The following is a 24,406-nucleotide window of genomic DNA, read 5'->3' on the forward strand; positions in this document are numbered from 1 at the left end:
ACATGTCCGTTGACCTGCTCAGAAAGCGGAAAGAGAAATTGCGCCAAATGCAGCCTGGCAAGAAACAATTGCCATATAAACAACAGAATTTATAAACAATAAACCGAATGATTATGAAACTGAATGTTAGCAACGAATTGAAATCCCGCCTGACCCATGCGGCGGAAAACGGAAGTGTGATAGCCAAAGATATCCTTTCGGAAGTAAAAAAGAACGTACCGGTGGAAGAAGTCATACGGGGGTCCTACAATTTTTTCTCCACCAAACGCAAACGGACGGAAGCCGGCACGTTCAAGAAAATCCGGATCGTGTTCACGGCATGCAACAAAGACTTGGGCCATCCCAATTTCCCAGACCGGAACAATCCGCAGGCACCCTGGTTTCCGGAGAACCGGACAGATCTGGAACCGTCCACGTTTATCGAGCTGTTCAAAAATCTGGGACCGTACCAGCCCGATGAAATCAACTATTTCTGCAGCGCCATCTCACTGGACAGCAAGGTCACAATCAGACTGCATGACAGTATGAACGATTTTATGGAGGCTTATCTGGAAAGCAACTACAGTCCCATATCTGACGGTAGCGAATCCAGCCTGCACAACTCCTGTATGAGATATGAAGACAAGGCCCGTAATGCAGCGGATTTCTATGCCAATTTCGCAGGAGCCAAAATACTCGTGGCAAGGGATGACAGCAGCAATGTGGTCGGACGGGCCATTGTATGGAACGAGATAACATTGTGGAAATCAATAAACACACCGATTGCCGCCTCCCTGCTGGATCGTATCTATTCCTCACACGCATTCGTCGTCGAACTGATCCGCAAGCAGGCGCAGGAGGCAGGTATCCTGTTGCGACGCAGATACAACGATTATACACATACAACGGATTTCACCGTACTGAATCCCATTGAGGGGCAGGAATGGGCGGCCGGAGATAATATACAGGTTTCTTTGACGGTGAAAGTGCCCGCCTGCAGGTGGCACAAGAAAGGGGTGCCTTACCTCGACACGTTCTACAGCCTCCATCTGACGGACGGTAACCTGGAACTGAGAAATACGGAGGGCGACACGAGCATAGCCACCTGCCGGAGCACGGAAGGGTGTGCAAACAGGAAAAAATATGTATGTCCCAAATGCGGGAAGATACATATCTTCCCGGATGCGGCATTCTGCAAGAACTGTCAGGATATGTACTATGTATCTACCGTATTTGGGAAAGTCCTGAAAGGATTATCGGTGGAATATAAAGGAAAGAAATATCCGTCTTTTCTCTTTCGTAAAGGGCGTCCCGTACCGGAATTCAGACGATACCTGCAAATCGAAAAATTGTTCATTTCCTAAAATATCATTATCATGGAAAAACTAATGGCTCTTTACGGCATTTCTTCCCCCTCTGGCAGAGAGGGGAAGATGGCTAAATTCATCATAGAGGAACTCAAAAAGATGGAGATTCCTTTCCGGCAAGACAGGTACGGAAACATCTATGCGGTCAAAGGCAACCGGGAAAGCTACCCCTGTGTCGTGGCGCACATGGATGAGGTACACTGGCGCAAGACAGGCTCTTATGCAGCCCATCTTGTGGCGGACTCGATGATTGTCGGCTATGATCACAAGCGTAAACGGATGACCGGAATCGGTGCGGATGACAAGAACGGCATCTGGATCTGCCTGAAATGCCTGGAGGATTGCAAGACGGTGAAATGTGCCTTCTTCGTACAGGAGGAGGTGGGATGCATAGGCAGCAGCCATGCCGATATGTCCTTCTTTTCCGATTGCCGTTTCGTGATTCAGTGTGACCGGAAAGGGAACGGGGATATGGTAACACAAATCAATGGGATGAAGCTCTGCTCCAACGAGTTCATTTCAGCTATAGATGTCCGGAAGTACGGCTACAAGCCGGCACAGGGACTGAATACAGATGTGGCGGCTTTGAAAAGAAACGGTCTGGAAGTATCCTGTATCAATCTTTCCTGTGGATATTACGAACCTCATACGGACAACGAATATACCGTCGTGGCTGATCTTTGCAAGTGTTACCGCTTTGTCCGGCATATCATCTGCTGCCACAAGGGAACCAGCATGCATATACCGGAAGCGGGAAAAAAAACTTTCCCCGGATATTATGAACTGTTCGGGCTGACCGGATATAGCGAAGAGGATTATATCCGTTTGTCAGAAGAAAAATACATGGGACATACTAAAACAACCAAGACAAGCTCTAAGAATAAATTCTGATTCATCAACATTAAAAACATAGTATTATGGAAACAACGTAAGCGACTGCTCAACTACATCTTGTGTATTCGATTTTTTATTGAGGTGCACTCCATTGTAAGTGCGTCTCGATTTTTTCATATGCCAACTTATCTCAGGGTTGTTATTGAGTGTCAATCTCGCTTTTTCCCGTTTTTTCCTGCATTTTCCCGGAACTGTCCCGATTATTTTCTCCATACATCCGGTAGCAGTTCCTTCAGGTCTCTGTCTGATTTGGGTGCCAGATAATAGGGGAGTTTACTGATCACATCATTCAGCCACTCTCTGGGGTTGACACCACGTTCCTTACATGAGCCAAGCAAGGAGCAGATTATAGCCGTATTCTCAGCAGCTTCGTGATTTCCGCAGAACAGCATGTTCTTTCTTGATATGACCAGTGGCCTCAGGGCATTCTCACAGCGGTTGTTGTCTATAAAGATTCTTCCGTCATGGAGATACGGTTTCATTCTTGGCAGCAGGGAGTAGGCATAGGCTATGGCTTTCCCTATAAGACTTCGTTTTAGAACTTTAGGGTATGTGTTTTTAAGCCAAAGTTCAAAGCTGTCAAGTATCGGCTCGGATAGACGTTGACGTAATTCAGCACGTTTTTCATACGGGAGTTCCTGTTTATCCGCCATGTATTCCACATTATACATATCCTGGATAAATTTGAGTCCCTGCATGGCATATTCCGGATTTTCTTCCTTGCACAGCTCTATATGCCTGCGGATATGTGCGAGACAGCCACACAGGCACACGTCCTCTCTATCCTCAAAGGCGTCATAAATAGGATGGCCGTCACTTTGGAGATATCCTTTGAAGTTTTTCAAAAGCCTGACCGCAACTTTTTGTGAACGCGATCCGTTGTCGTAATGGAAGAAGAGCAGACGCGGCACAGCCGCTCGGACTATCCAGATGTATTCTTTTGCGGCTTTATGCCTCTCATGGTTTATAACCGGAAGCGTGGTCTCGTCAACCTGGAGGTAATCTGCGGCCAGTACTTTCTTCCTGAGTTCCAGATAAAGTGGTCTGAGAAGTTCGCAGACCGGTCTGAACCAGCCGTCCAATGTGTTTCTGGACAGTTTCACACCCAGATGTTCCAGCTGTTTCACTTGTCGGTAGAACGGGACATGATATTCGTACTTCTGTAAAAGGACCTCAGCGAGCATGGAAGCCCCGGGCATGCCTTTATATATGGGCATCAGTGGCATGGGAGCGGTTATTACAGCCTTTTCTCCGTTGTCAACGGCCTCCATTTCATTTTTCAGGGCATATGTGGGACGTACCGTGTCTTTCACATAGAGATAGCCGGGTTTCATCTCAAGGGTCCTGGTATGTTCCTCGCCTATCTTGACGTATCTGCTTAAATCGACATTCTCCGGTTCGATGACGACTGTTACAACCGGAAGGTTATTCATGACGACCCGGTTACGGCGTGGCGTTTTATTGGCGGCCCGGGACTTGGGGACGGTAATCTGTTCAGCCGCCCTGCTCCGGGCCTCTTCGATTTCCGCCTCTATCTGTTCCAGGTCGCCATAGTCAAAAGGGAGCTTCGGGTCTCCGTTATCGACAGGCTTGCATTTCTCACTCATCTTTCCGAACACCTTCCTCTTCAGCCATGCCAGGGAGGCGTTCAGCTCAACTATCGTACCCCGGAGCTCTTCTATGGTCCTTGCCTGGGCCGAGATGATCTCACTCTGTTTACGGTTGATATCCAGCAGCTGTTCCATTGAGGATTCCACAGCTTGTCCGGTTGCATCTTCTTTTGCCATTCAATATCCTTTTTTGATGATATAAAGATAGCGAAAAGCTATAAGAAAAACAAGCCTTCAAGCTGTTTGTTTACAACTGTTTACCAATGCTTTTTCAAATTGGAAAGCCGTCTTTGCCTGCCTTTGCTGACATCTTCATTGATGCCTTCCACCATAACGACCAGGTCACTCCAGGTCATGGGGTAAGAACGGGTGGCAGGATCATAGGCGGGTATCTTGAAGGTGCCTTCTTCAAGCAGTTTCTCGTAAAGGACCAGACCGCCCGGTTCGGCATGGAGCAATTTTATCTTGGTCCGGAAACGGTTGTAGAAAATGAATACGTCCCCACTTCTGATGTCGCCTCCCATCCTCTCATGCACAAGGCCGCAAAGAGTGAACATACCTTTCCTCATGTCCGTATAACCGGGGCATAGGAAATATCTCATGCTGTCATTTAGGCAGAACATTGGCATTATATATTTTAGAGATCAGATTCAGGGCAGCTTCACAGCCGGAAGACCCTTTAAACTTCAACTTCAATCCGTTGGGTAATTCCAAGGATATTTCAGAGCTGTCCTTTCCTTTCAAGGGAAAGGGGACGCTAGGCTGGGGAGATGGCAGGGGAGTCTCGTGAGATATACCGGGGGATGGCGTGTCGCCATTGATTACTATGGGGACAAAGCTGTCTTTAACCCCTAAGCGGGAGGCTTCTGCCAATAACTCCCGCTCCGTTATACCGTATTTTTGTTTCCAAAGATAGAATCTACTACGGCTATAACCTTCATTCTCACAAAAATCAGCAATGGACAAACCACTCTGCTGCTGACGGAAAAGAACGGAGATAAATTTTTCTCTGCTCATCATGTGTTTACGTCGCTGCATCATAGGATATTATTTTTTTGTAGCAAAAGTAAGGAGGGAAAATGAACTGTAGAAGATGTACTTACTTAGGCGCTTACGAAACAACAGTAATGCCGGCAGCTGTATCGGTACAGAAACAGCAGGGCCTCAACCAGGTAGTCATTAACAAGGTACAGCGGATGATAGAAGGCAGGCAAGGTGGTGTCATGGACACCATCAACCGTCTGCTCAGTGAGGGACGGATCGCGCAGGATTTCATCGCTCCCATCGGGGTAAGCCAACGTAGCAAGGAACGCCCCGTTATCTCTTTCAAAGCGGAAGGAAGGGTACAGATGGCAATGCCCGAAGGGAACTTCAACCTGCACGGCAACGCCATAAGCCAGATTTCGGAGAAGATGGGCATTCCCGCCAAATACCTGCGCGAGCTTTCTGCCGGGGATGTTTGGCAGAAACAGTTGTGCGCCACCATCCTGAACGAGCATTCGGGATGGACCGAGCGTACACGGGTACTGATACGGGCGGTAGGAATGGAAGTCCGGGGCGTATTGTCGGACTCCTACCGTCGGCTGAACTCGGTGGATATCCTGACCGCTTTCATCCGTGAGGCGGGAGGACAGGGAGCGGTCGTGTCCGATGCCTATATGAACGACACGAAAGTATGGTGTGAGACAATCCTGCCCACTCCGATAGAGATACCCACCCGTAAGAACGGAACGGTCATCATCTTCGCAGGAGCACGCTTCTCCACATCCGACTATGGCAACGGATCGGTCGATATGCGGTCGTTCCTGCTCAACGGGGCGTGCCTGAACGGGATGGTCAGGGAGTCCGTCATGCGGCAGATACACCTTGGAGGCCGACTGCCGGAATCCCTGTCCCTCTCCCAAAAGACCTACGAACTGGACACGCAGACCACCGTATCGGCTGTTTCCGACCTGACCAAAGGACTGTACAGCAAAGACACCATCATGCAGAAGGCCATCGAAATTCAAGGAGCATCGGAGATAGACGTGGATTTCGACAAGGAACTGAAGAATCTGGTGCAGAAAGGAGCCTTGTTGAAAAACGAGGGACGTGAGGTCGAGAAACTGCTGATGAACAACAATCCTGACGACGGAGTTACAGGCGGGGCCACGCTATGGAAACTGACACAGGGAATCACCGCCTTTGCAAGGGAACAGCAGCCGGAACGCTGCCGGGAACTGCATGAAATTTCGGGACAGCTGATGAACCGGGTAAAGATAAATTAAGAGAATAACAACCGAATTGTATGACAAGGGCGGCCGTGAGTCGCCCGTAAAGCAGAAGAACAATGGGAAATAATATAGTGTGCAGCAGATGCGGATCGGCCAATGTCAGGTGTGAGGCAATGGTAAACCCCAACACAAAAGGGTTCGACCACTTCACGGACGAAGCTTTTTATTACGGGTGGTGCGAAAACTGCGGATTGGGAGGTGCCCTGACCGACAAGGAGGAAATCCGGAACGAAATTTTGGAGAAATACCACAGGTTCAAGAAAGAGAATGCTTGTGAGCCACATTACGCGAATTGCCGGATTGTCCAAAGGGACAGCGGTCAGGTCAAGGATGTAAGAATTATGCTTTCACCGGACACCGGTATGGCCGATGACGGTATTTTCTTTTACTGCCACACATTGGAAAGGCTTATTGGGCTGTCCGTTCCCGGCAGGGAAAGTTTCACCCTTACGGAATGTTTCGGTTTTGCCTTGCTGACAGACAGGGAAAAGATGGAACGGCAGGTATTTAAACATGAAGCGGACGGAAAGCCCGTTATCGTAACAGGCAGGGAAGTGCTGCTTTTCTATGGGGAGCACTATGGTATAAGACCGGAAGAATTGAAGCAATACGCAACGGAGTATTGCTGCCATATCAAACATTACAGGGAATATGGATATCCGTTGCTGGACAGGTCCCTCGTGAAAAAAATGCTGGAGGAAGAGGAACGGATTACAAAAGGGGAAACACGGTCATTCACTCTGCGGATACACTTTCCTTGGCATGTGAAAATCATAAAAGAGGATAATCCTGAATATGCCCCATACAGATATGCCTTGAATGCCTATTGCCTGGACAATCCGCAATGTTTTAACCGCAGATACACCACTTTGGAGAAAGCCTTGCTCCATTGTTTGAATGGATTCAATGAAAATGCCGCAATCAAAGACCGGTATCATTCAATAGGGGAATACTTGCTTCAAAAGTAAGAACAGCAGACAAATACATCTTAAAACAGAAACGTCACAAGGTGATGTATATCACATCATACCTGTGGCGTTTCCGTTTTAGACACTTCCCGGTTCTTGATTCTGCTCGCTTGGGGAATCTGCATCTAATATGGCAATTGGGGTCATTTCCTTATTTAATTGAAAAATAGGCAATTGCTATGCCCAATATAATGGCACATACAATACTTCCCAGTACTATAAAGAGATAGTTGGGATAATGAAACTCAAGGTCCATATAAGGTATATGTTTTCGTTTTACATATTTACTCCATAGCCAAATAATATATTTGCCTATACTTTCCAGTCCTACAATATCAATCATTATTATTGTCTTTTGAATATTCATTCCATATACTGACTCCATAGCCCATATCGTTCCAAAGTTTTTTACTTTCGACATGCATTATGTAATGTTCTCTTGCCTGCTTGAATTTTTTGCTTGCTTCTTTTTGCCAACCTTTGCCTGAAGGTTTATACATCTTATATTGTTTCGTTTTTAAAAATGGATTATATCCATTTATCAACCCTTTTCCTACTTTGCCACAAAAGCCAATGGCTTTAACCCCTCCAAAAAGAGGAAGCGATATTATATCCAAAAAAGCCCCAAACCGTTCTTCCGATAATTGACTTGCTCCTGCTAAAGTACGCCCCGTAAAAAAAACTAATGGTGAGTTTATTTTACTATAAGCTGTATTGACAAGAATTTTACCTATGCCTTCAAGAAAAGTGTTGGATGGTGAATCCAACCAAAATTCAAGAGAAGTCAAGGCTCCAGCTTTTTTAATTTCTCCATTATCTACTGTGTGTGGTATATCTATAATCCTTCTTTCCGTTATGTCAATTATTAATAATCTTTGTCCTGCGGATATAGAATACTCACTTGACAGGTCATTCCATCTTTTTAATTCTTCAACGGTAACATCAAACATTTCTGCAATATATGCTAAGGTATCTCCTTCACACACTACATATCTTGCGCATCCATTTTTGCTAAATAGCCCTCTGAGGCTTTTTTTTATCATTTCCTTTGAGGTATCAATGCATTGGATTTGAACAATGTTAGGTATGCATATTTGGAATGGCAATATATTGTCATTCATATCTATGACTGTTCCATCTGTATCCTCGTAATAATCCTGATATTGCACAAAAGCATACCCTTCTCCTATTACAAATCCAGTATACGGAATTCCTTTTGTTTTATAATCCAGAAAATCTTCTCTGCTTATAAAAATATTATTGTATTGGCTCATAGATGGATATAATTAAAATTATGGTGTATTTTTTTACTATATCGTTAAATTCTACGTTTTGTATTTAGTCCATATTCTCTCTACACTAACATTTTAACAACAAACTCTAATACATATTAAACATATCCCTGTTTTTAATCTTTCCTTTATTTTTTTCAATATATATTCCGCAATTAGAATATTGTTCTCCATTAAGAACGTATGATGTAATATAATTCTCCCACATTTTCCCTACAAGTCTTTTTTCTGTTTTTTGCTCGGTTATTCTATATACGATAGTATCATTAACCGTTATTAACCAATCAAACATAACAGATAAAGAGTCGGAACTTTCATATCCATAGAATCGTTCCCTTACTCTAAATTCCGTTAAAGGAATTTCATGTACAAGAGATGAAAAGTCTGTGTCTTTTTTAAATTCATATAAATGTATATCGTTTATTTCATACTCTTCAAACCCTATAGTAGAAATAACAGTTCTAATCTTATATGAATCAACAGATGAAGGGTGATTATATGGACTGTTAATTGTGTAACAGAAAAATACAAATAATAAAATCAATATACAATAAGGTATTAAAAAAACAGGTTTTAGTGAATTTATTTTAAGAGTAAAAAGTACGACAACTTTGAATATTGTAATTGTAGAATATATTAATAAAGCAATGAAAAAGAATATACAAATAATTGACATTGTCATATCATTGTAAGAGTATTTCTCTTGCAGCATAGGAAACAACAAACAAAAACTTATAACCATCAAGAGTATTCCTATTACCTTTTGAGTAATACTTAAGACTGGTATTATTTTATTTATAATATCCCGTATTCTATTTACCGGCAACATATCCATAGTATCCCGCTTCAAAATTATCAATATCAATGGTACATTCCATTACTTTACCCCAAGTAAACATTTTAATGATAACATGATTCTCTTTTTGTTGAATTTCCTCAACACAAACCCAGTGATTAGGACATATAGAGGTTATATCTTCATCAAATATCACTGTTTCTGCGTGAATAAGCACACAAACAGAGTATCCTTCATCTAATTTATTTTGCAAATCTGATATAATATCTTTGGCATTACCATTTTTTAGTACTTGAAATAAGGCCGTTGTATCAATTATACTGTTAAAATTCAAAACATCTTTCATCAAACCTGAAATGATATGAGGGAAAGAAATTCCAGTACAGCCTTCCAGTGTTTCTTCTATTTTGCTATCATCTTTTCGAGTATCGTAGTCCCATAATATATTTTTAAAATCCCTGATTGTTGCCAAAAACAGATAATCTGCAAATTCTAAAGAACCTACTTTTTTATTTTGAGGTTTAAGTTCTACTAAATGTTCATCTTTATCAATTTCAACTTTATATCCCGTTTGGTCAATAAGGGCAATTCCTTTCTTATGCATATTGGTTATAAAGTTATTATATCCAGTACTATTGCTTTTTGCAAAGATATAAGCAATTGAGGCTATTCCACATAAAGAAGTACTTTGCTGATTTATAAGATAAGGAAATGATATTCGTTTATTTATATTTCTTTCAACTTCTTTTTTATCTAAATATCTAAACCGGTAATGTATCCAAACTTTTAATACTCCTTCATTACATTGCTCCTGTATGTAAGCGTAAAAAGTCACGAAGCATCCTAATATATTAAAATCATCTACTTTAAAGTCCACCTTTTTCCCTCTTGGCTTCCATGTAGATAAAACTGTAATATTTCCACCATTATCAGTATAATGACATTCCCATCTAACATCATTACTTTTAGGAATGCCATATATAAAATCAAGAACTTCTAAAGAATATGTTTTGTTATAAACTAATCCTTTTTGGGTTAGATTAAAAGTGCCATCATTTGTAGAACCTTCATCTAAGTCAGAAATCATTATTGTTTTCACTTTCGGTTTCTTTTGTAAATTAGCACTTCCTTTGACTCCTTCAGTTCTGGATGTAATAACAATATTACCCATATTTAATTCATTTTGAATTTATCAATGATAATTATTCCTTCTTTATTTATTTTACCTGAATACCGAACTGTAGATAATTCGGAATCTTTATCTTCAAAAGAAAGTTCAACAAGTTTTCCTACAACAGGATTATCCACTTTTATATAAAGAGTTACAGGCTTTTCTACATTCAAACAACGCTGTTTCATACCATTTTCATCAATCCAATATGCATCTATTATATAAATAGTTTGATTATCATAATTAATTTTTACAACAGATTGAAAACTCTCTTCCTCCTTATATTCCTCCCACCAGAATCCGTCTGTCGTATCCATCCTTCTATCCAGTCTAATGGTTCTATTGATATCCAGTCTTGTTGGAGATATAAGAAAACGGGTAAGCATAGGACTACTTTCTGTCGCATTCATAATTTCATCATAACAATAAAGATACGCTTCATCAAAAGCAAGTTCACGAAACATCATATCGTCTATGCTATGCAGTATCTTCCCCCAAACCGGAAAAGGTTCTGCATGAGAAAAGAAAGCGGGACGCTGCCGGTCCGTATCAACAAGCATCATATCCAAAATACAATTGCTGCCATTAGATTCCATTTCTATATATATGTTTCCTCCTAACATTCCTGTTACAGGTCTTCCTTTACGGTCTATATTACGGGAAAAACAGTATTTATACTTTAGTAGATTGCATTTGTAGCCATTTATTTCCAATATTATTTCTGAATTCATGACGACTTGTTTTATGCATTTGACATTACATCTCAAACTTAGCAAAAAATCAAGAAAGACAATGTTTAAGGAGCATTTTTTATGCACCATATGCTCAATAACACATTTTATGTCTTTCGGTTACATTAAAATACAACACCTGTTAGGGATATGTTCATGCCGGACAAATAAAAAAGGTTCGGTCGTCTCGTAACAACCAAACCTTTATCAGCAAGCAATCTACGGAATATAGAACAGTTCAAACTCCTCTTTTCTTCTTCTCTCTATGCTTGGAATGACTTTCCCCCGATAACAACGGAACGATACATATTCCTTGTAAATATCCCGGTTGCCGCTGTCCAGTTTCTGAATCAGTTTGCTTTTAGGTATCTTGCCGTTTCCGATCAGACGGTAACAGCCTACATTAAAGCCTAACAGACTTAAAAGAAGCGAGTCTTTCCCATATTTTCGGAATACCTTCAAACACCGTTCAAGGTCGCATCTCAAAAGTGAGTCTGCCTGTGCCTCACTCAGGTTCTCGGTCAGCGTCTCGTGGGGAAGCAGGCGGTGTCCGTAACCGATGTAAGGCATTTTCCCCCGGTGCCAGCCTTCCCACCGCTTGATGCAGGCTACCGCCTTATCTTTGTCAGACGGGGGATTTTCCGCCTTGCCGTACAAGACAAGTAACAGAAAGATCATAACAGCCGGTATTCTTTTCATGCAGCCTCCTTGTTATTTTCTTCATCCGTATCCTTTCCATTAAAATCATATGTCAATTGTTGCAGATTCCCCCAATTATCTTCAAGATAGAGGTCTATGGTCTGGGATTCCTTGCCGCTTTGCGAAGTATAGTAAAGACGGAATTTCCATTCGTTCAGCAGATAACGGTCATTGGGCTTCAGTACCGTTCCGTCCTCCATCTTCAGACTGCCCTTGCCGTCCGGCTGGAAATACCTTAGCGTATAGACAGTTCCGGCAAAGTTCCCTTCCGGCTTGATTTCCAGCCGGATTTCCACAGTCTCCCCATCGGTAATCTCATCCGCTACCGGCATGGTTTCTACCGTAAACGGGTATTCCTGTCTGATATCCAGCTCATTGTCACAAGCAACAAGACCAAGAAAGGAGAATGCCATACAGCAGGCTGTCAGCATAAAATCAAGGATTTTTCTTTTCATGGGTATGTATTCTTTTAAGGTTAGAAAATGTATTTTACTCCGATTCCATACTGGAAGTGGCAGATTCCCGAGGCACTGCCCCACACGAAACGCTCACGCAGACGTACCAGCAGAACAACCCTGTCGGACAGGTATCCTTCCGCTTCCAGCGTTACCGCGCCGCCATAAATGAAAGACTCGCATTGCTGCAAAACGGCTCCGTCATCCAGCAGCCGGTCTCCTTCGTTCACGGTCTCATAGCCCAACAGGGCGGAAGCGCCGAGGTTCAGGAAGAAGGACTTGCCGGGGGTGGAAAAGAACGTATGGTAATAACCGCCTTCCCCCGTATATTGCGACAAGGGTATATGCGTACTCCGGTAAGGGATGTTACGTTTCAGCATCTCACCGCCAAACATCCACTGGTTTCCGTTCCCAGTACAGGTGGATACAGCCAGCGAGAAGGCATAGCCTGCATCGTGACGGTTTGCCCGGCTGTAAAATCCGTCGGCCATTTCAGTGGTGAAGCGGACGGCTTTCATTCCCGGCAGGCGGCGTTGGGCTTCTGCCTGCCCCGTAAAGAGGGCAAGCAGGAGGATAATAAAGAGGAAGTTTCTTTTCATGGCGTTCATCTGACTTTCAGTTCATTGACGGTTTCTGCGCGTACCAGATCCTCATTCTCCACATCAAAGGACTGATGCCGGCCGCCTTGCTTCTCATACATTTCCACTATCAGCTTCTTGTCGTCGGGAATGGTGAACTTGGGCAGGGCAAACACCGTCCGCTCGTTCTTCTTCCCGTCCACACGGGTCACATAGTTGAAGGCACGAAGCGGATAGATGACCTGTTCCTGCATGGCGGTACGTTTCATGATTTTCTTGTCCACGATCTTGAAGGTCACGAAGTCCACGTCGAAAGGCACGTTCGTGGCGTTCTTCACTTCGGTATGGAAATAGATCAGTTCGCCGTGCGCATAAAGTCCTTTAAGCAGATATTGCACTCCGAACCGTTTGCAGCCGATGTGCTTGACCTTGCGTTTGTTCTGTTCATACACGGATTTCATGATCAGCCGTACCAGACGGGGAGACTCCCCGGAGAGTTCCTGCAAGTAGATTTCCATCGCATTGTTCGGACGGTTCACGGCCTCTCCGTCATGGATGAAGTCGCACATTTCCACATTCAGCAGCAAAGGCTCGTCGGCATACTTGACATTGAATGTATAGAAGTTGCCGTCTTCGGTAATTACGCTCATGTTTGTCTCGCTCCGGAAATGTTTCCGGGTTGCCTTCACACGGATCACATTTTCCGCACCGTCCGCCTTGCCCGCTATCAGATTGGGCGAACCCAGGTCCACATATCTCACGGGAGAGGGAAAAATAATATGTACGGTCTTGTCATATGTAATTTCCAGACCGTGCGGAGGAATCATCCGGCTGAATCCGATCTTGCGGCTCAGTCCTTCATAATAATCCCCGCTGCTCTGCTGCGCGTATGCAGCCACTGTGCCCGCAATCAGGGCAAGCATCATCAGAATCTTCTTCATGTGTGTTTCTTGGTTGATTGGTGAATAAATGGTTGATTTCCTTTCCTCCTTCATTTTTCAGGAGAATGCAGCAACAGCCGGTGCCCGGCCTTCAGAGTGATTTTCACCGTGCGCATCTTCTTGCCCACATATTGTGACATACCCTGTATCACCCCCTTGCCCACATCCGAGGCAATCTGCGCTCCGGCATCCGTTGAGATATTGATGCTGCTTCCTATAGAGGTGCCCATGCCGGCAGCAATCTCACGTGCGGCATCATACTCCATCGAGTTCGGTACAAGGATTCCCTGCTGCCCGTCAGCGTCATACACTTCGAGTTCCACCGGGAACAGCGTGCCCCTGTACTCCACCGTCTCGATCAGGATTCCCATCCGTTCCCCCTCGACACGTGTGCCGCCGACCAGTACCGTACCTTTTGGGATAAGGAGATCGTCCACTGCCATCGGCTCAAGCAGGCGGATACGAAGTGCCTGTCCGTCAGATACGGTCTGCGTGCCATGCACACAGGCGGCGATGGTGTTCCTGCCGGAAGATGGCATTTTGCCTACCGGGGTGTGGAAGCCGGTATTTCTCTCGCCTGCATATCCGGAAGCAATGTCTTCATTGCCTGCAGGCTGGGCCAGTGATGACACCATCCGGTTCTGTACCCGTTTTACAGGCCGGACAGCCGTCCGTTCTTTCCGGCTGTTTGGGGCATTTGTTGTAGAGGAAGCATCCGGCTCTTTCCCGTTGTAGCGGGCAGCCAGCTCGTAGGACTTTTCCAGCAGAGCCATCTTTTCTTCCAGGGTCTGGCCTTCCGCCTGTTCTTCCGCCGGCTTCCTTTCTTTTTCCAGATCCTCAATACGGCGGAGCAGATCGGCATCTGGCTGATTTTCATTCCGGGTATATACAGTGCCCAGCGAACGGTTCATATTCCGGTAAGCTTCTGTAGAGGAACGGATGGAGCCGGGGGCTTTCCCCTTTTCCGGTTCCGGCGGAAGTTCCATGTTTGCTTTTCCTGCGGTAAGACCGGCAGTATCCTGACCGTCCTTGTTGAGCAGTTCGGACATCTCCTGGAAGGTTCCCCTGCGCCATTTTTCCTTTTTTGCCAGTGCTTCCTGCTCGTAGGCGCTTACCTTGTTGCCCTCCATTTCCGAATCTTCCGGTGAAGGCATCTCCACGTTGAACCCCCTGCCTTTTTCCATTTCCGCCTTCTCCTTTTCCGACGGGCTGAATACCAGCAGGAGGAACCCCATGCACAGCAGGCAGAAAAACGGATAGACAATATACTTTGCGCGCCGGCGCTTCTCTTCGGGAGTCAGCTGCTTGTCATTTGACACTCCGAGCCGTTCCCTGATTTTCTGAAAGTCCATTTTCATGTTTATGGATGTTTGAATGAATGTTTCTTGTTCTTTCCGGCCGGAACACGACGGAACGGATATGTCCCATTGCCGGTCTTTGGCCCGGCTCCCCGAAACGGGATACACAGGAGAGAATCGAGTACAGGCAGGAGACAACAAGCAGGAACGAGGCCGTGCCTGCCAGAAGGATGCGCTGCTTTCCTGTCAGCCGCCGGCAGAACAGCCGTACCCGGCTGTCCGCATGGCCGAAGAATCCGCGTTTTCCCCTCATCGTTCCGCACTTCTTATGTCCTTATTCTCCAGCACGGTAAACTGCTCGATAATGAATCCGTTGGGATTGTCATCCGAACGCCCTGTGTTTTGAAGCGAGCAGGAAGTTACGAGGCTGCGCTCGGTCACGTTGCTTTCACGGATAATCAGCTGCCGGGCGTATGTCCGCACCTTGTAAGGGTAGGCGGCAAAGTCGCACACCACGCTGTCCACATGCACCACCTGGTTGATGTTGCCTGAAATCAGGCGGTTGTAATACCCTCTTTCGGCAAAATCCACATAGTAGTGATAGGCACTCTTGTCTGCCAGTTGCAGGGCACGGTTGATATTGTGCTCGATGGCATCCTTCTGGGGTGAGAGCGAGAAAAACAGTTCGTGAAAGCGCCTTACATGTTCCCGCGCCTCGGCAGGCCTGTTCTGTGAGAGGTCCTGCGAAAGGGCCATCATCAGCGATTTGCCCCCGTCAAGCACATAGATTTTCTCGCGTTGCTTCTCGGCAAAGCGGTATGAGCTCCACAGCGCATATCCGGTAACGAGCGCACAGCAGCAGGCAAAGACCGCCAGCATCAGGCGGATGCGCTTGAAGCTGCTCTCAATGTTTGTCAATGACTTGAATTCCATTTTTTTTGATGTCTGGTTTGAATGAATAAATATTTCCGGTATGACGGGACATCCCGTTCCGACAGGTCACCGGACCCGCCATCTTGGGTTGCCCGACTCATGGGAAGGAGGCTCCGCAGGGTTTATTTGCCCCTCAGCCTGCCTCCGATATTCCCCAATACGGCACCGCCTGCTCCGGCTGCAAGGCCGCCTGTCTTGGTGGCCGTACGGTTCAGGTTACGGCTGAAGTTTCCGGCACCGCCTGCCTGCACTATCCAGCCTGCTACCGTAGGCACGGTGAAGTATCCGATAATCCCGATCAGCATAAAGATGATGTAGACACTGTTCGAGTTGTCTATCGAGTAGTCCGGATTGTTCTGCAGTTCCTGAATGTCATTCTGAAGCATCAGTACCTGAAGCTTGGCAAGCAGGGTGCTGAACAGGTCGCTGACCGGAAGCCACAGGTAAACGGAAATATATCTCGTGAACCACTGTCCGAGCGTGGACTGGAATCCGTCCCATACACTGAAGGCGAACGCTACCGGTCCCAGTATCGAGAGTACGACCAGGAAAAAAGTCCTCACGGTGTCTATCAGCAGCGATGCCGCTGCGAATATCAGCTCCAGCAGGCTGCGGAATGCATCCCGGATTTTCTTTTCCAGATTATACATCCCGACTTCCACATACATGCCCAGCCGGGAGGCGGTATCTATGGTTGACCAGCCCAGTTCATCCAGCTGACGGTCAAACTCCTCGTCACTTACCAGATATGCTGTTTCGGGATTGCGGAGCATGGCCTCCTTTTCCAGTTCCTCCTTTTGGATCCGGTACTGTTCCATATCCATCGTCTGTCCTTCGAGCATCTTGTGTGTGCCCTGCACGATGGGACTGAGAATATTGTTCAGCGTGCCGAGCACCAGCGTGGGAAAGAGCAGAATGCAGATGCCTATGGCAAAGGGACGCAGCAGGGGATAGACATCTATCGGTTCGGCACGTGCCATCGACTGCCATACACGGACGGCAACGTAGAACAACGCACCCAGTCCGGCAAGTCCCTTGCCCACGTCCATCATGTCCTCGCAAAGGGGAAGCATCTCGTCATACAGGGTTGCCAGTATGGTGTGCAGGTTGGCAAAATCTATCGACAACGGCATCATGGCTACCAGTATTTGGAGGTTTCATTCCCATAGAGCCGCATCACACGTTCCAGGTCGTTCTTCTTTCTGGCCCTGAGGTAGCTTACGGCTATGTTCTTGTTCGTATAATAGCTCACAAGGTTGCGGTAACGGCGCATCTCGTAATAGCAGTTGTCCACCACGTCCATACGGTCCTTGTCGGTCATGGACAGGGTACTGACATTGATAACCTGTTTCAGGTCCTGCAACACGCCGTTGCTCTCTTCCAGCAGGCGGGTGTAACCGAAGGCGATGGCGTCCAGTTCGCGCGGTGAGAAGTTTTCATCGTTCATCATCTTGCCGAAGTTGGTTACATAGATGTCGGACACGTCGCCCACCATCAGGATGATGTCACGCACCTTGCGGGCATCCTGTATCAGGTTGTTGACCGATTTCAGCTGGTCGTAATATTTCTTGGCCTGCTCATAGATCTTTACTGTCTCGGCAAAGCTTTCTGCCGTATTGACTGCCGTCTTTGAGGTATGGGCGATATTGTCCGACATGTTTATGATGCTTTGGGCCAGATTGCCGGGATCTGTCACCACCCATTGGGCGCGTGCTCCGGTAACGCCCAGTACAAATGCCGTTCCGATCAGAAGCGTTCTTGCCTTCATGCCCGTTCCTCCTTCCTTACATAGTCTCCGCCCGGTGAGAATGTCAGCACGTCGGCTGCCTCATTGTAGGACACATCGACACGGTAGCCCGTATTGACAAACAGGTTTCCGTTTTCTTCCACCAGCAGGTAAGTCTGCGGCTTCAGCCTTCGGGTTCTCCCGCTACGGGAAAACACCGTCACCTTATAGCATTCTCCTTCCTTGTATACCAGCACGTCAGGTCTGCCTTCCACGCTGGTCCACGTTCCGCAGATCTTGTCGCGGTCGATACCGCTTTCCGAACAGCTCTGCAATATCATGGCGGCCATGCTTATCAGACATACCGCCAGCCTCATAAGGGGTCTGTTTCTCATAATCGTTTTCATTTCGGGTTTGATACCTGTTTCTGTTCCTCTCGCTTTTTCTCCGCCAGACGGCGGATGGCTCCTTCCAGACTGCCCTCCGGCAATCCGGCAATCCGTTGTACTTCCAGTTTCTCCGACTCCTCGGTCGTGAACGTGAAGTATTCTTCCTCGCTCACTTCCGTGGCATATACTGCCGAGCAGGTTCCTCCAAGCCCTATCCATACTTCCCGGTAGAAGCGCCCGGGATGGTTCGCTTGGTTGATGGAAAGAATCTGCCCTTTCTCTTTCTCGGTCAGACCGAGCAGCCGCTGGATGTGCTCGAACTTGTTCATGTATTTCCGCTGGTCAAGCAGTATCTTGCAGTCAGAGTTGTTGATGATGGCCTCTTTCACAATCGGGGAGCTGATGATGTCGTCCACCTCCTGTGTCACCACCACAGCCTCGCCGAAATATTTTCTGACGGTCTTAAAAAGGTACTTGATGTATTCGCTCATATTGGCGGACATCAGGGCTTTCCAGCATTCCTCTATCAGTATCATCTTACGGATACCTTTGAGCCTGCGCATCTTGGCGATGAAAGTTTCCATAATGATCAGTGTCACCACCGGAAGAAGCACTTTGTTGCTGCTGATATTGTCCAGTTCGAATACGATGAACCGTTTGCCTGTCAGGTCCAGTTCCTTGTCGGAGTTCAGCAGGAAGTCATAGTCTCCGCCCCGGTAGAACGGTTCCAGAACGTTCAAAAAACCGTCAATGTCAAAATCCTTCTCACGCACCTTTTTCTCTTCAATCATTCTTCTGTAGTCATCGGCGACAAACTCATAGAAACCGTTGAAGTCCGGTCTGATGTTCCGGTTCTCCGAAATCTTTCGGATATAGGCGTTCACTGCTCCGGAAAGAGCGACCTCCTCCGAACGTTTCGGCGACTCGTCCTCCCGTTTCCACAAGGTCAGTATCAGTGTATTGATACTGTCACGCTTCTCCACATCGAATTTTCCGGATTCGGTGTAGAACGGGTTGAAGGATATCGGATTGTCCTCTTCATACGTGATGTAAATCCCGTCCTTCCCGTTGGTACGGTCATGGATCATCCTACACAGCCCCTGGTAGCTGTTTCCAGTGTCCACCAGCAGGATATGCGCTCCCTGTTCGTAGTATTGGCGGACAAGGTGGTTGGTGAAAAAGGATTTTCCGCTGCCCGAAGGCCCGAGAATGAACTTATTTCTGTTGGTGATGATTCCTCGCTTCATGGGCAGGTCGGAAATATCCACATGCACCGGTATCCCGTTCTGGCGGTCTGCCAGCCGGATGCCGAACGGACTGGGCGAACTTCTGTAATTGGTCTCTCCGGCAAAGAGGCATACGGCCTGTTCCAGGAAGGTATAAAAGGATTCTTCGGATGGAAAGTCGCCTGCATTTCCGGGGATTCCCGCCCAATAGATGACCGGTGTGTCAATGGTGTTATACCTTGGCGTGCATTCCATCATGGCCAGCTGGCTGCCCGTGTCGTTCCTGATGCGGCGGAACTCTTCCGCATCCTCCGCCCAGGCGATGACGTTGCAGTGGCATCTGACGGGAAGCACTCCTTTGGTATGTGCCTCATCAAGATACATCTCCGTCCACTCCTGGTTAACGGCATTGCTCCGGCTGTATTTTGACAACGAGAGCATATTGCGCGAGTTTTTCTCCATCATCTGCAGGATTTCCTGTGCGTCGTCGATGAACACGTATTGCGAATAGATGTGGTTGCATGACAGCAGCAGTCCTACGGGTGCGGCAAAGGAGAGGCGGCAGTCGCTGCGGTCCGTGGACATCCTCTCGTAGCGCATGTCCGTGGAAAGTCTGCCGGGCAGGTCTTCCGTATCGGAAAGGGTATGCAGGCAGAGGCGTTTGTCGCCGATGCGCATCCTGCCGGGCTTGAGGCAGATGTCCTGCAATACGGCAGTCTCATCCTCCAGCGAGAGGGAAAAGTATTTTTCCACCAGTCCGGGACGTTCCTTCGTTCCGGTGATTTCGTCTGTTTCCAGACGGCGAAGCCTTATATGTCCGGAATCATTCATAATACGCTCGAACTGTTCCACCGCCTCAAGAAAACGGGCGGCAGCATCCTTGTCGGTTATCTCTTTGGGCAACAGGAATCCCCGGCAAAGGGTATTGAAGTCACTCTTCCGGCGGCTGCGTTCGCGGGTTGTCTTCGTCAGGAACAGGTAGCATTTGTGATTCAGGTAAGGTCTTTCATTGAAATGCAGCTCATAGCTGCGTGTCAGAAAGCTCTGTTCTCCGTCATCGGTCTTCGGACGGTAGGTTTCCTTGACGAACCAGTCCTGTTTGCAGACGACACTATGTTCCGGCAATACCTTCACGGCTTTGATCCAGGAGGAGTGCATTGCCTCATACTCGTCCGCCGTTACCGTGTACAGTTCGGGCAGTTCCACTTCGAAAGCCACGGTCAGATCGGCGTCCTTGCTCACGATACAGCCGTTTTCTACCGACAGCAGGGGGAATCTGCGTTCCAGCGTTTCCGCCTTTAATACATTTCTCATGATTGTTGTTTTTTTCTGCTTCTTGTGAATAATCTGAAAACTCTCTTGCGGTGAATCAGATAGCGTGGATGCCGTTTTTCAGCCAGCAGCTTCATCAGCCCGTGTTCACCGTAACGGGCATTCAAACGGAATATCACCCACACCAACAGGCTGCCGGACAGGATTCCGAAGGATAAGCATATCCATTGGTCCACCCCCGTCAGGTAAAGAAAGACTACCATAAGGAGCACCATCGCAAGCCCTCCGGCAAAGACGAACAGGTATTGCGACTTGAGTCCTTTGAACTCGACGGGGTTGCCGGCACCTTTGTTTACCGGATATTCCATAGGCTTTAGAGGAAGAAGGAACGTAAGATGGTGGCGGCTACGATCAGAAAGATACAGGCAAAGAACCAGCTGGCGGCGGTTTTCGAAGTGTCAGGATCTCCGCTGGAAAATTTGCCATAGGTCTTGATACCGCCTACTAGACCAAGCACCGCACCGATGGCATAGCATAGTTTGGTGGCGGGATCGAAATACGAGGTCATGAGGCTGGTTGCCTCGTTGATACCCGCAAGGCCCTGGCCCTGCGCAAAGGTGTTTGCGGCGATGACCGCACACATCACAGAAAAAAGGATTCTTCTTTTCATTGTCGAATCGTTTGGGTAAGACATAAATTTGAATTCGACAACAAAGATAAATGGGGATAATGCGCTATGATTCAGAGGTGTCATCAGATGTCATCAAATGTCATCAGATGTCCTCTTTAAGCATAATATTTAAACGATAATTTTGGTACAAATATGGATTGTTTAAACTATTACATAGTTTTCTGTACTTCTGTACCATTATATAATTACCATTACAAAAGCCGGCAAATTCCATAAAGTTGATTTCTTGTCAAATACGACTATTATTGATATTGAATTAAAATCATTATATTTGCATATCAAACGCAGTTTTATGGCCAATGCAAACAGGTTAAAACAGTGCATCATGTAATGTAAAGAGCACGCCTTGAATAAAGTATTTTTAAGTAATATATCTGTTTATATTCAAGAACAATCAGACAGAGAACAATCACCTTCATACTTAGTAAGTATGAACAATGAAATTATGGTGCTTAAACAAAGCGAACAAAATATAAGGTCGTAAAATAAAGCATAATGTAACAAGTGCTTACAGGCAAAATATTTAATCAGTTAGTGTATGAAGAAAAACCTTAAAGATTTATATTGCCAACGCCCTCATGTCGTAATAGTTGGAGCAGGTGCTTCAAGAGCGGTCATGGGAAAATCTTGCCCAACGATGAATGAAGCCATTGAACAGGTCGGGTTAGATGGAATCCTTAAAGGATTTATGCTAGAAACGAAAAGCAGGAATCTTGAAGATATATATAGTGAGCTGTTTAGGCGTGGTGATGAGTGTAAAAATGCACGGATAGCAATGGAAAAAAAACTTTATGAATATTTTTCAAATGTGCAGCTTCCATCCTTCTTAACCATCTACGACCTTTTAATTCTTTCGCTCACAGAAAAAGACTGCATTGTATCCTTCAACTGGGATAGTCTTCTTATCCAAGCATATAACAGAGTGGCAAAGATTACCCGGAATAGACCGGAAATTCTGTTCTTGCATGGAAATGTGGGAGCTGGTGTGTGTAAAGATTGCATGACCTTTGGTCTTATACAAAACTATTGCAGAAAGTGTGGCAAACCGTATAACGTTGTTCCTTTGCTGTATCCTGTAGAACAAAAGGATTACAACAGCGACATCTTTATCCGTGACCAATGGAACGTTGCAAAGTACTATATATCGAAAGCAGGTAAGGTAACAATCTTTGGGTATAGCGCACCTTCTTCTGATAAGGAGGCAAGTGAAATACTTAAAGCTGCGTTCTCTAAACATGATGGTGTTCACAGATTGGATGCAGTGGAGATAATAGAACGTCCCGGATTCAGCGCAAATGAAATATCAGAAACTTGGCAGTATTTCTTTTCATTGACCAATTACCATTCTGATATTGTGGATTCCTTTTATAATAGCAGTTTGGCGCAGGCACCTCGCCGTACCTTGCAATACCAATACCAGCAATATATTAAAGGATGGTGGGGACAACCAAAGATACACTTCTCAAAACAAAATACTTTTGAGTCGGTGGAAACGCTTTTAAAACCACTTCTTGTAAATGAAGAACAAGGAGATTATTCTATAATTTAAGTCAATAACACTAACATTATCATTACAACCGGATGAATAGACTTGTTATCATAGGAAACGGATTTGACATGGCACATGGCTTTAAAACAAGTTATGTGGATTTCATCAACTGGTATTGGGACCAACGAGTATATGCTTTTGCCGGTAATACTACAAATGTATCAGAAGATTGCCTTTGTCGTTTGGTTATCAAAGATAATGTAAATATTAATTGCTGGAATGTTTTTGTCTTCACCCACTCATGTTTTTTTAAAGACATCTATCGTAAAGAAAGATACTCAGGTAGTGAAGTTATTCAGTATATCAAGGATCAGCCGGATGTTTTCTCTATTGAATGTTGCCCATTTTTCAAAACTATTCTGCAATCAATAGAGGTCAAAGGATGGGTGGATATTGAAAACGACTATTATCAACTGTTGAAAGCGGGAATGGATAACCCGGATTGTGATTATACGATCGGTGAGTTAAATGAGCAATTAGTATTTCTTCAAGAAAAATTAATTGAATACCTCCATACAATACAAACAGGCAATGTAAGGGATGACCTTCATAATGCAATAATTGACTTCTTTGACCCTGCTGATTTCTCAACAGAAGGAAAAAAGAAAGCTTTGGATAACATTGGATTTGACACATCTAGCTTTGCAGAAGTTAAATACAATAATGGAGAACGCAAAAAACTTCTCCCTAAACGTATCATGTTGTTGAGTTTCAACTATACAAAAACAGCTAAGATGTACAATAATTTCAATATTACCCACAATTATATTCATGGTGAGTTAGAAAAGCCTGAAAATATAATTTTTGGCTATGGGGATGAACTTGACAAAAGCTATCAGTCTATTCTTGATATGAATGACAATGAGTTACTTAGAAATCTCAAATCCGTTAAATATTTAGAAACAAGACATTACCATGATTTGCTGGAATTTCTTTTAGCTGCACCTTTTCAAGTTTTGATAATGGGGCATTCTTGCGGAAACTCAGACCGAACATTACTAAATACCGTCTTTGAACATGAAAACTGTGTTTCTATAAAGCCGTTTTATCATAAATGGGAAGATGGCAGCGATAATTATTTGGAACTGGTTCAAAATATTTCCAGAAACTTTACTAATATGAAGTTGTTTAGAGATAGAGTTGTGAACAAGGAACAATGCAAAATCATGTAATAGAGCTCTAAATTTAAATGTGATTTCTATGATATCTGTTATGCACATAAAGTGCGACAAAATATTGTATAAAAGGAAGTAGGAAAAACGGATTTTCATCCATTGGAAAAAGTAAGGAGCTGACTTGGTAAACAGCTCCTTATTTTTTATAATTTATAGGCTTGCAGAGAAATTTTACTTAATAAATTAAGCTATAGTTTTTCCTGTTAGCCAATTAGGATAATTTTATTCTTTTACTTTTGATTCGTAAGCAACTGTGAGGAAGTATCCAATTTTCTGAGTTGTCCCCGTGATTTCTATGTTTTAAGTTTGTTTCTTCCTATTACTCTTACCAAAAGACAAACTTCAACCTTTTTCATGGATTATAAAAAAGACAAAGTCGGGGCACATAATAAA

26 protein-coding genes and 1 pseudogene are annotated in these 24,406 nt (G+C 45.2%); 7 read left to right on the forward strand and 20 right to left on the reverse strand.

Going from position 1 to position 24,406, the window contains the following annotated elements; translation table 11 throughout:
• From KTR06_RS24530 to KTR06_RS15390, 3 genes and pseudogenes are all read left to right on the forward strand, one after another.
• A pseudogene (locus KTR06_RS24530) lies at positions 1 to 95 on the forward strand (SAM-dependent DNA methyltransferase); the annotation flags it as partial.
• Between the two features lie 12 nt (positions 96 to 107).
• Positions 108 to 1,343, forward strand: a complete 1,236-nt coding sequence (locus KTR06_RS15385; RefSeq protein WP_005858677.1) for a hypothetical protein — start codon at positions 108 to 110, stop codon at positions 1,341 to 1,343.
• Positions 1,344 to 1,355: 12 nt separating this feature from the next.
• On the forward strand, positions 1,356 to 2,237 hold the full coding sequence (locus KTR06_RS15390) for a hypothetical protein (protein ID WP_007838810.1): 882 nt from the start codon (positions 1,356 to 1,358) through the stop codon (positions 2,235 to 2,237).
• Positions 2,238 to 2,440: 203 nt separating this feature from the next.
• On the opposite strand, the gene KTR06_RS15395 is transcribed toward KTR06_RS15390, so the two are convergent.
• From KTR06_RS15395 to KTR06_RS15405, 3 genes are all read right to left on the reverse strand, one after another.
• The gene (locus KTR06_RS15395) at positions 2,441 to 4,027 is read right to left on the reverse strand and encodes an IS66 family transposase (RefSeq protein ID WP_005680402.1); all 1,587 of its coding nucleotides are present in this window, start codon (positions 4,025 to 4,027) and stop codon (positions 2,441 to 2,443) included.
• An 80-nt stretch (positions 4,028 to 4,107) separates the two neighbouring features.
• Entirely contained in the window at positions 4,108 to 4,452 is a 345-nt protein-coding gene (gene tnpB / locus KTR06_RS15400; protein WP_229034728.1) for an IS66 family insertion sequence element accessory protein TnpB, read from the reverse strand.
• Between the two features lie 4 nt (positions 4,453 to 4,456).
• Positions 4,457 to 4,891, reverse strand: a complete 435-nt coding sequence (locus KTR06_RS15405; protein ID WP_004294671.1) for a hypothetical protein — start codon at positions 4,889 to 4,891, stop codon at positions 4,457 to 4,459.
• Positions 4,892 to 4,929: 38 nt separating this feature from the next.
• Here KTR06_RS15405 and KTR06_RS15410 point away from each other — a divergent pair, with 38 nt between their 5' ends.
• Positions 4,930 to 6,117 (forward strand): hypothetical protein, encoded by a 1,188-nt coding sequence (locus KTR06_RS15410; RefSeq protein ID WP_217290527.1) that lies wholly within the window; start codon positions 4,930 to 4,932, stop codon positions 6,115 to 6,117.
• A gap of 119 nt (positions 6,118 to 6,236) precedes the next feature.
• Positions 6,237 to 7,091: a hypothetical protein gene (locus KTR06_RS15415; RefSeq protein ID WP_117596921.1), complete on the forward strand. Its 855-nt coding sequence runs from the start codon at positions 6,237 to 6,239 to the stop codon at positions 7,089 to 7,091.
• Positions 7,092 to 7,426: 335 nt separating this feature from the next.
• On the opposite strand, the gene KTR06_RS15420 is transcribed toward KTR06_RS15415, so the two are convergent.
• From KTR06_RS15420 to KTR06_RS15500, 17 genes are all read right to left on the reverse strand, one after another.
• Positions 7,427 to 8,365: a LysM domain-containing protein gene (locus KTR06_RS15420; protein WP_117596906.1), complete on the reverse strand. Its 939-nt coding sequence runs from the start codon at positions 8,363 to 8,365 to the stop codon at positions 7,427 to 7,429.
• Between the two features lie 106 nt (positions 8,366 to 8,471).
• Positions 8,472 to 9,218 carry a hypothetical protein gene (locus tag KTR06_RS15425; RefSeq protein ID WP_036644692.1) on the reverse strand — a complete coding sequence of 249 codons (747 nt, stop codon included), beginning with the start codon at positions 9,216 to 9,218 and terminating at the stop codon, positions 8,472 to 8,474.
• Positions 9,196 to 10,350, reverse strand: coding sequence for a hypothetical protein (locus KTR06_RS15430; protein ID WP_117596904.1), 1,155 nt, complete (start codon positions 10,348 to 10,350; stop codon positions 9,196 to 9,198). Before KTR06_RS15430 ends, KTR06_RS15425 begins: the two co-directional genes overlap by 23 nt.
• A 2-nt stretch (positions 10,351 to 10,352) precedes the next feature.
• Positions 10,353 to 11,081, reverse strand: coding sequence for a type VI secretion system tube protein TssD (tssD, locus tag KTR06_RS15435; RefSeq protein ID WP_234163615.1), 729 nt, complete (start codon positions 11,079 to 11,081; stop codon positions 10,353 to 10,355).
• Positions 11,082 to 11,300: 219 nt separating this feature from the next.
• Positions 11,301 to 11,780 carry a glycoside hydrolase family protein gene (locus tag KTR06_RS15440; protein WP_005858664.1) on the reverse strand — a complete coding sequence of 160 codons (480 nt, stop codon included), beginning with the start codon at positions 11,778 to 11,780 and terminating at the stop codon, positions 11,301 to 11,303.
• Positions 11,777 to 12,235, reverse strand: coding sequence for a DUF3872 domain-containing protein (locus KTR06_RS15445; RefSeq protein WP_004288765.1), 459 nt, complete (start codon positions 12,233 to 12,235; stop codon positions 11,777 to 11,779). Before KTR06_RS15445 ends, KTR06_RS15440 begins: the two co-directional genes overlap by 4 nt.
• Positions 12,236 to 12,255: 20 nt before the next feature.
• Positions 12,256 to 12,843: a conjugal transfer protein TraO gene (locus tag KTR06_RS15450; RefSeq protein ID WP_011964857.1), complete on the reverse strand. Its 588-nt coding sequence runs from the start codon at positions 12,841 to 12,843 to the stop codon at positions 12,256 to 12,258.
• The gene (gene traN / locus KTR06_RS15455; protein WP_151853376.1) at positions 12,840 to 13,754 is read right to left on the reverse strand and encodes a conjugative transposon protein TraN; all 915 of its coding nucleotides are present in this window, start codon (positions 13,752 to 13,754) and stop codon (positions 12,840 to 12,842) included. The genes KTR06_RS15450 and traN overlap by 4 nt, the downstream gene beginning before the upstream one ends.
• A 50-nt stretch (positions 13,755 to 13,804) precedes the next feature.
• On the reverse strand, positions 13,805 to 15,112 hold the full coding sequence (gene traM, locus KTR06_RS15460) for a conjugative transposon protein TraM (RefSeq protein WP_151853375.1): 1,308 nt from the start codon (positions 15,110 to 15,112) through the stop codon (positions 13,805 to 13,807).
• A complete protein-coding gene (locus KTR06_RS15465) occupies positions 15,063 to 15,365 on the reverse strand; it encodes a hypothetical protein (protein WP_151853374.1) in 303 nt (100 codons plus the stop codon). The genes traM and KTR06_RS15465 overlap by 50 nt, the downstream gene beginning before the upstream one ends.
• Complete coding sequence (gene traK / locus KTR06_RS15470; protein ID WP_004288760.1) at positions 15,362 to 15,985, reverse strand: conjugative transposon protein TraK; 624 nt, start codon at positions 15,983 to 15,985, stop codon at positions 15,362 to 15,364. Before traK ends, KTR06_RS15465 begins: the two co-directional genes overlap by 4 nt.
• A 122-nt stretch (positions 15,986 to 16,107) precedes the next feature.
• On the reverse strand, positions 16,108 to 17,121 hold the full coding sequence (traJ, locus tag KTR06_RS15475) for a conjugative transposon protein TraJ (protein ID WP_005802642.1): 1,014 nt from the start codon (positions 17,119 to 17,121) through the stop codon (positions 16,108 to 16,110).
• Positions 17,122 to 17,123: 2 nt separating this feature from the next.
• Positions 17,124 to 17,753, reverse strand: a complete 630-nt coding sequence (locus tag KTR06_RS15480) for a DUF4141 domain-containing protein (RefSeq protein ID WP_004288758.1) — start codon at positions 17,751 to 17,753, stop codon at positions 17,124 to 17,126.
• Positions 17,750 to 18,106: a DUF3876 domain-containing protein gene (locus KTR06_RS15485; protein WP_032936879.1), complete on the reverse strand. Its 357-nt coding sequence runs from the start codon at positions 18,104 to 18,106 to the stop codon at positions 17,750 to 17,752. Before KTR06_RS15485 ends, KTR06_RS15480 begins: the two co-directional genes overlap by 4 nt.
• Before the next feature lie 8 nt (positions 18,107 to 18,114).
• Positions 18,115 to 20,640: a TraG family conjugative transposon ATPase gene (locus KTR06_RS15490; protein WP_117596900.1), complete on the reverse strand. Its 2,526-nt coding sequence runs from the start codon at positions 20,638 to 20,640 to the stop codon at positions 18,115 to 18,117.
• Positions 20,637 to 20,966 carry a DUF4133 domain-containing protein gene (locus KTR06_RS15495; protein WP_117596898.1) on the reverse strand — a complete coding sequence of 110 codons (330 nt, stop codon included), beginning with the start codon at positions 20,964 to 20,966 and terminating at the stop codon, positions 20,637 to 20,639. Before KTR06_RS15495 ends, KTR06_RS15490 begins: the two co-directional genes overlap by 4 nt.
• A gap of 5 nt (positions 20,967 to 20,971) precedes the next feature.
• Positions 20,972 to 21,352, reverse strand: a complete 381-nt coding sequence (locus KTR06_RS15500) for a DUF4134 domain-containing protein (RefSeq protein ID WP_007838794.1) — start codon at positions 21,350 to 21,352, stop codon at positions 20,972 to 20,974.
• A 475-nt stretch (positions 21,353 to 21,827) separates the two neighbouring features.
• Here KTR06_RS15500 and KTR06_RS15505 point away from each other — a divergent pair, with 475 nt between their 5' ends.
• Both KTR06_RS15505 and KTR06_RS15510 read left to right on the forward strand, forming a co-directional pair.
• Entirely contained in the window at positions 21,828 to 22,838 is a 1,011-nt protein-coding gene (locus KTR06_RS15505) for a hypothetical protein (protein WP_036632171.1), read from the forward strand.
• Between the two features lie 32 nt (positions 22,839 to 22,870).
• On the forward strand, positions 22,871 to 24,010 hold the full coding sequence (locus tag KTR06_RS15510) for an AbiH family protein (protein WP_217290528.1): 1,140 nt from the start codon (positions 22,871 to 22,873) through the stop codon (positions 24,008 to 24,010).
• Positions 24,011 to 24,406: the final 396 nt, after the last annotated feature.

This window comes from Bacteroides sp. MSK.20.12 (assembly GCF_019052435.1).
GTDB lineage: Bacteria > Bacteroidota > Bacteroidia > Bacteroidales > Bacteroidaceae > Bacteroides > Bacteroides xylanisolvens.